Source organism: Nostoc sp. FACHB-152, assembly GCF_014697475.1.
GTDB lineage: Bacteria > Cyanobacteriota > Cyanobacteriia > Cyanobacteriales > Nostocaceae > Nostoc_B.
Genome location: NZ_JACJRV010000048.1, coordinates 47,319 through 54,570, shown reverse-complemented (window position 1 = coordinate 54,570; position 7,252 = coordinate 47,319). Strand labels below are relative to the sequence as shown.

Genomic DNA, 7,252 nt, shown 5'->3' with positions numbered 1-7,252 from the left:
TTGGCAGCGTTACCTGTAGCGGTGGCATTTTGTTGATCTGCTAAAGCGTTGCTACCTGTGGCGATCGCATTTAGACCACTGGCTGTCGCCGTATCACCCGTGGCAATGGAACTGGCACCAGATGCGGTTGAAGCTTTACCTATAGATGTGGCATTTGTCCCACTGGCAGTGGCAGTGTCACCGTAAGCAGAAGCGGAAATACCTGTAGCTTTGGCAGCGTTACCTGTAGCGGTGGCATTTTGTTGATTAGCGAGAGTATTTGTACCTGTGGCGATCGCATTTGTCCCACTGGCAGTAGCAGTATCACCCGTAGCAATGGAACTCGCACCAGATGCGGTTGAAGCTTTACCTATAGATGTGGCATTTAGACCACTGGCAGTAGCAGTATCACCCGTGGCAATGGAACTCGCACCAGATGCGGTTGAAGCTTTACCTATAGATGTGGCATTTGTGCCACTGGCAGTAGTTCCGTCACCGTAAGCAGAAGCGGAAATACCTGTGGCTTTGGCGGCGTTACCTGTGGCGGTGGCGTTTTGTTGATTGGACAGAGCATTTGTACCTGTGGCGATCGCATTTTGTCCACTGGCTGTCGCTGTATCACCTGTAGCAATAGAACTGGCACCAGATGCTGTGGAACCTTTACCGATAGATGTGGCATTTGTACCACTGGCTGTCGCTGTATCACCTGTAGCAATAGAACTGGCACCAGATGCTGTGGAACCTTTACCGATAGATGTGGCATTTGTGCCACTGGCTGTGGCACTGTCACCATAAGCAGATGCAGAAGCACCTGTGGCTTTAGCGGCGTTACCTGTGGCGGTGGCGTTTTGTTGATTGGCAGTGGCAGTTGTACCTGTGGCGATCGCATTTTGTCCACTAGCAGTGGCAGTGTCACCCGTGGCAATGGAACTGGCTCCAGATGCGGTTGAAGCTTTACCTATAGATGTGGCATTTAGACCACTGGCTGTAGTTCCGTCACCGTAAGCAGAGGCGGAAATACCTGTAGCTTTGGCAGCGTTACCTGTGGCGGTGGTGTTTTGTTGATTGGACAGAGCATTTGTACCAGCCGCGATCGCATTTGTCCCACTGGCTGTGGCTGTGTCACCTGTGGCAATAGAACTGGCTCCAGATGCGGTGGAGCCTTTACCTACAGATGTGGCATTTGTACCACTGGCAGTAGTAAACGTGCCTAAAGCAGTAGCATTGTTTGCTGTTGCTTTAGCTGTATCGCCTGTGGCTGTTGCTGAAGTTCCTGAAGCTTGAGAGCTATAACCGTAGGCTGAAGAAAATCCACCAGTAGCTTGGGCTAAAACCCCAGTAGCAAGGGCATTTCCTTGATTCGCTACAGCACCACTACCTGTAGCGATCGCATTCTGCCCTGTTGCTTGAGACAAAAAACCTGTAGCGATTGCTGTGCTGCCTGTAGCTTGGGCATTATTACCTGTAGCAATCGAAGATGCACCACTAGCAGTCGTGTTACTAGAACCGATAGCTACTGAGTTAGCTCCTTGTGCTTTGACAAGATCACCCAAAGCTACAGATGAAGTATTTGAAGCATTGGCACCATTACCGATAGCTGTGGCACTACTAGCACCAGCATTAGCACTTGTACCGGCGGCGATCGCATTGGTAGCACTAGCCGCTACTGTGGCATTGTTACCAATGGCAGTTGAAGCTGTTGCACCTGTATTGACGTTGGCATTATTACCTGTAGCAATAGCACCAGTCGCTTGAGCTTTGGCAGTGTTACCTGTGGCGATCGCATTGGTAGCGCTAGCAGTTGCACTTATACCTGTGGCGATCGCATTGTTACCGCTAGCACTTGCACTTGTACCTGTGGCGATCGCATCGGTAATATTAGCAGCTACAGTTGCTCCATTACCTATCGCAGTGGAGTTTAATGCTCCAGTATTAACAGTTGCTCCATTACCTATCGCAGTAGCACTGTTAGCTAAAGCACCAATAGTACCAGCAATATTACCAGTACCTATAGAAATTGCATTAGAAGCTCCACTACCAGTAGTTGCATTAGCACCGACTGCTATTGAATTAGTAGATTGAGCCTTTGCACCATCTCCTAGTGCTGTGGATGAAGAACCTGCTGCATTACTATTATTTCCCAGTGCTGTGCCTGCGGCACCAGCAGTTGAGGACTTCCCAACTGCTGTTGCATTTATTGAACTTACATTAGCTGATTGTCCAATTGCTATTGCACCAGCAGATGAAACAGTAGCACTTACAGAAGCACTAGCACCAATAGCTATTGCACCAGATGAACCGCCTGTTGATACTATTGCATTAGTACCTACAGCTACTGAGTCCTGACTTTGAGCAGATGCGCCTGAACCAATAGCAGTAGCATTTGAACCCTGTATAGTAGAGCTAAATGTTCCACCAGTAGCATTCGGTGTAAGTCTGACGTTTTGAGCTTGAACAGCCGGAGATAAAATACTTATCAGTCCAACTGGCAAGAATAGTCTAGTAAACAGTATAATCAGTAATTTTCGGTATTTACCTTTTATAGGTTGTTTGATTGTATACCAGTAAAACGGATTGATTTTCATACAAATACTTCTGTACCTTGATAACAATAAAAAGTCGAATTTATTTGATAAACCGAAGAAACTTACTTTTAATTAATTTTGTAAAAGTTTCTATGTTTATCTGGTATTGAGCCAAGTAATTACACAAAATGGCTAACTTATTAGAGGGCAATGAATATTTAACTATTAGTGGGTTCAACCAACATTTTTTTGTCGCAAAAATACCTGACTTTAAAATTTAGCGCACATGGTCTAATGTGTAGGATTTTAATTATGGATTAGAAAACTATAGATAACCCATGTCATGACACAATAAAAGACACTCTGCTTTTTTCAAAATTCTTATACATCACTTAAAGGTATGTTCAGAATTTATACTTATTGCCAGAATGTACTCATATTTTTGTTGAAAATATATGGTTTATATTCATGAAAAAAGATGAATTATTTATTGAAATAATTCCTTCATTAATCTCATATATTGCATTATTTTCAACATGAGTTAAAAAACTAAGTTACACAAAGAATAATCAAGGTTTTTGCTTTAAATATTCTTATGTAACCCGGTTTTTTCCAGGTATTTAGGGAATTTGTTGATTGATTTAAGTTTTTTCACAGATGTTTAGCTTAAATTCTGTAATTTCACTCCCTAAAAAGATAAGATATTGAATTTGTTACATAGTATCGACACTATAAGATGAATGTAATCAGTGAATACACTATTACATCCGGAAGAATTGGAAGATGAGGTAGTTTTGTCAATAAGTCTTTAGATATACATTAAGATTTAAGCATTGACAAATAAGACAAAAAATGAATTAAGATGAATAAGAACAAAACAGTTCGGGTGATTCAAATCTTGCACCAAGCGGCTGAAGTCGCGGTTCATCTTGCACACAGATAAAACCCGCACTTCGACATGGTTCGACTGCGCTCACCAGCCCCTCAGTGACCGCCTGCGCGGGTTCCAACCGTTAGTCCGCTTGGTGCGCCAAGCGCAGCGCAAGCGCGATAGGCGGACGCGCGTTTGTATAGCCACGAATTTCATTCGTTGGGGCTAGGTGCAAGATATATGATTGCAATTATCTCTCAACCAAGCAGCTGCAAAATCAACAGAGTTTCTCATATTAAATAATTTTGTTGTTGCTGAACCAACTGTTGAGATTCCAACTTGACCAGTTTTTTCTAAAGTTTCACCTATCTCGACAAAACAGTCAGTATCAAACTCAATATCTGAGAACCATTGCCAAACTCTTTGTCCTGCTTTCAAAATCGGCGCGCCCTTTTTCACTTCCTGTCTTTTACCTACCCGATACTCAGCTAGATGAAAGCTAGTGCAATTTTCATATCCAACTCCCAATAACAGTACCCAAGCATTCAAATCATACAAACGAGCTAACGGTGAATTTTCTCCCAGAGAGTAGTCTAGAGAGTGATTTGAAACTATCTTTTCAGCATCTTTACCCCAAGCTGCAAAAGAAACTTGAGGATGAGAACTTCGCATCACATTTTCCCAAGTTCGGAAGGTTTCAACAATCTTTCCCATACCTCGTGTTGGAGTCACTTTAGGGTCAAAAGCTGGCATAGTTTCCCGAATCATAGACCACCACTCTTGAGGAACTGGTGGTTCTTTCCACATTGCAGGGTCAGACAAATCACCAGAATGGGTAGGCATTACCAAGTTTCCGGTTGGTGTAATCACATCCATCAATGCCTGAACTACTGCAACTGAACCGCCACAAACCCATCCTAGTGAACTAAGAGATGAATGGACTATCACCGTCATACCTGGTGCTAGGCCAGCATTGGATAAATCGGTTGCTAAACTCTGGCGAGTGCGAGGTGATGATGTGCTGAGAAGAACTTTTAATTCACTCATCTGAAAAACTTTTAAATATAAGAAAAGAGAGGTAAAAATTATCTACCTCTCTTTGATGAATAAATTATTTAAACCAAATCAGATTTTAGTATTTGTTGGGTTTGTGAACGATGAAGCTTAATACTTGGCATTGCTTGATGTTGTCGAAACCTACAACACGAATGAAGTGAGTAGGATATTGAGAACGGCAAGATTGAACTTCGCTCAATACTTCACGGGTAGATTTAGCACCAAATAAAGGCAACTTCCACAGTGTCCAGTAGAACTCGGTAGGTTCAGAAACTTCGTTGAACTCGATCGCTGGGATGTAACCTTGAGACAAAATGTACTGAACTTGCTTTTCAATTTGAGCGTCACTGAGGGGGGGAAGATAAGAAAGGGTTTCGTAGCGGCGCTCTTTTGGTAGGGTTTGCATAACTGGTGATAACTGTTTGCTATTTTGTGACGACTTGGAATTAGGCTTATATGCCTGTCCTAACTGGCTAAGTTGTCCCAGTCAGGATCGGAAAATCTCTGTTGTTCTGATTCAGGACTGGGGTTTGACAAACTCAGCTGCGTGATGCGTTCTAAATGCTGGCGACGCTGTTCCGTATTGGCTTGCTGAATACCAGTGCGAACCATTTCTGGCAAAAATTCTGTCACTTCTTCAGCAATATGTTCTCTGACTGTCATTATCCGTAAGGCTAAGTCTGGCTTTTCTTGGAAAAGTTCTTTAATATAAGCTTCTCCATCCTGGACTTTTCCGGCGGAAAAGTTATGCAGCCAAATTGCCAATGGTGGATTCGTTTCGCCTAGCTGTGCCAGTACAGTCCTTAGCGCCTGATAAGTTAGGTAGCTTTGGAGAGTTTTGGCTGTATCTTTCGCAATTTGCTTGAGATTCATGCTTGACCCAGCCCTTCTAAAGGTTGAAGTATAAAGTGTGCAGGATGAAGTTTTTTTCATTCAACATTCATCCTTGCACCTTCAGCCTTTATCAGACGGTATCAACAGTCTCAAACTCGAACTTAATTTCTTTCCACAGTTCGCAAGCAGCAGCCAATTCAGGAGACCACTTAGCAGCTTCGCGGATGATATCGTTACCTTCACGAGCTAGGTTGCGACCTTCGTTACGAGCTTGAATACAAGCTTCGAGCGCAACACGGTTAGCGGTTGCACCAGGAGCGTTACCCCAGGGGTGACCTAGTGTACCACCACCGAATTGTAGTACGGAGTCATCACCGAAGATTTCAACTAGTGCGGGCATATGCCAAATGTGGATACCACCAGAAGCAACTGCCATTACACCAGGCATAGAAGCCCAATCTTGGGTAAAGTAGATACCGCGAGATCTGTCTTGCTCAACGTAGTTTTCACGCAACAGGTCAACGAAGCCCATTGTGATACCGCGATCGCCTTCTAGTTTACCTACAACGGTACCGGTGTGGATGTGGTCACCACCAGACATCCGTAGTGCTTTAGCCAATACACGGAAGTGGATACCGTGGTTCTTTTGACGGTCAATTACTGCGTGCATCGCGCGGTGAATGTGGAGCAACAAACCGTTGTCACGACACCAACGAGCCAAGGTGGTGTTAGCGGTGAAACCTGCTGTTAGGTAGTCATGCATGACGATGGGCATATTGAGTTCTTTCGCGTACTCAGCCCGTTTCAGCATTTCTTCGCAGGTAGGAGCGGTTACGTTGAGGTAGTGACCTTTGATTTCGCCGGTTTCTGCTTGAGACTTGTGAATAGCGTCAGCTACGAACAAGAAGCGATCGCGCCATCTTTGGAATGGTGCAGAGTTGATGTTTTCGTCATCTTTTGTAAAGTCCAAACCGCCGCGCAAGCACTCATATACTGCACGACCGTAGTTCTTAGCAGACAAACCCAATTTGGGTTTGATTGTACAACCCAACAGAGGACGACCGTATTTGTTTAATTTGTCACGCTCTACTTGGATACCGTGGGGAGGGCCTTGGAAGGTCTTGAGGTAAGCAACAGGAATCCGTAAGTCTTCTAGACGCAGAGCTTTCAAAGCTTTGAAACCAAATACGTTACCTACGATGGAGGTAAACATATTGGTAACAGAACCTTCTTCAAACAAATCTAGAGGATAGGCAATGTAGGCAATAAATTGATTGTCTTCGCCAGGAACAGGTTCGATATCGTAGCAACGACCTTTGTAGCGATCTAGGTCGGTCAACAAGTCTGTCCATACGGTTGTCCAAGTACCAGTGGAAGACTCAGCCGCTACAGCCGCGCCTGCTTCCTCAAAAGGAACTCCGGGCTGAGGTGTAACACGGAACGCTGCCAGAATATCTGTATCTTTTGGTGTGTAATCGGGTGTGTAGTATGTAAGTCTGTAATCTTTAACCCCGGCTTGATACCCAGCTTTTGACTGAGTCTTCGTTTGAGCGTAAGACATATCTATCCTTCCAAGATGTCACTCTTTTTACTTATCAAATCACGTTTTGTGCTACTTCCTCTCACCTTTTTTCTTTCTCTGATCAACAGAAGAGAAGATTAGGCAAAATTTTTTGTTAGAGGCTGTCTTCGCCAAAGGGCAGCATTTTTTTATTAACACTTGTTGTAGCGGCAACCCGCTTCAGTAGTGCTGTTCACGCCTAGCATTGCATCATCTGACGCTCTTGCCTTTCCCTCGGTTGATGAAAATATTTCTTTTATTTATTCCTCTTTACTCGCTAAATCTTCTCAGCCTCACTAAAAACTCTCCACTTCGCAGAAAGTATGAGATTATTCTCTTTTACATTCGGTTATTTCAGGGAATGGGCTTTCTAGCTTACACTCCCGCATCCGCGCTCTTGCTGTGTTCCTCTTATAAAAAACAAGC

At 44.0% G+C, this 7,252-nt stretch carries 5 protein-coding genes; all 5 read right to left on the bottom strand.

From position 1 onward, the window contains the following. Nucleotides 1-2,564, bottom strand: a 2,564-nt coding sequence (locus H6G76_RS24365) for a hypothetical protein (protein ID WP_190706772.1), incomplete at its 3' end; no start/stop codon positions are given. A 1,036-nt stretch (nucleotides 2,565-3,600) separates the two neighbouring features. Next, nucleotides 3,601-4,422 (bottom strand): aminoglycoside N(3)-acetyltransferase, encoded by an 822-nt coding sequence (locus H6G76_RS24360; protein ID WP_190706769.1) that lies wholly within the window; start codon nucleotides 4,420-4,422, stop codon nucleotides 3,601-3,603. 85 nt (nucleotides 4,423-4,507) lie between these two features. After that, a complete protein-coding gene (locus H6G76_RS24355) occupies nucleotides 4,508-4,837 on the bottom strand; it encodes a ribulose bisphosphate carboxylase small subunit (protein WP_190706766.1) in 330 nt (109 codons plus the stop codon). Nucleotides 4,838-4,896: 59 nt separating this feature from the next. Further along, the gene (gene rcbX, locus H6G76_RS24350) at nucleotides 4,897-5,304 is read right to left on the bottom strand and encodes a RuBisCO chaperone RbcX (RefSeq protein ID WP_190706763.1); all 408 of its coding nucleotides are present in this window, start codon (nucleotides 5,302-5,304) and stop codon (nucleotides 4,897-4,899) included. 91 nt (nucleotides 5,305-5,395) lie between these two features. Next, nucleotides 5,396-6,826, bottom strand: coding sequence for a form I ribulose bisphosphate carboxylase large subunit (locus H6G76_RS24345; RefSeq protein WP_190706760.1), 1,431 nt, complete (start codon nucleotides 6,824-6,826; stop codon nucleotides 5,396-5,398). Nucleotides 6,827-7,252 lie beyond the last annotated feature (426 nt).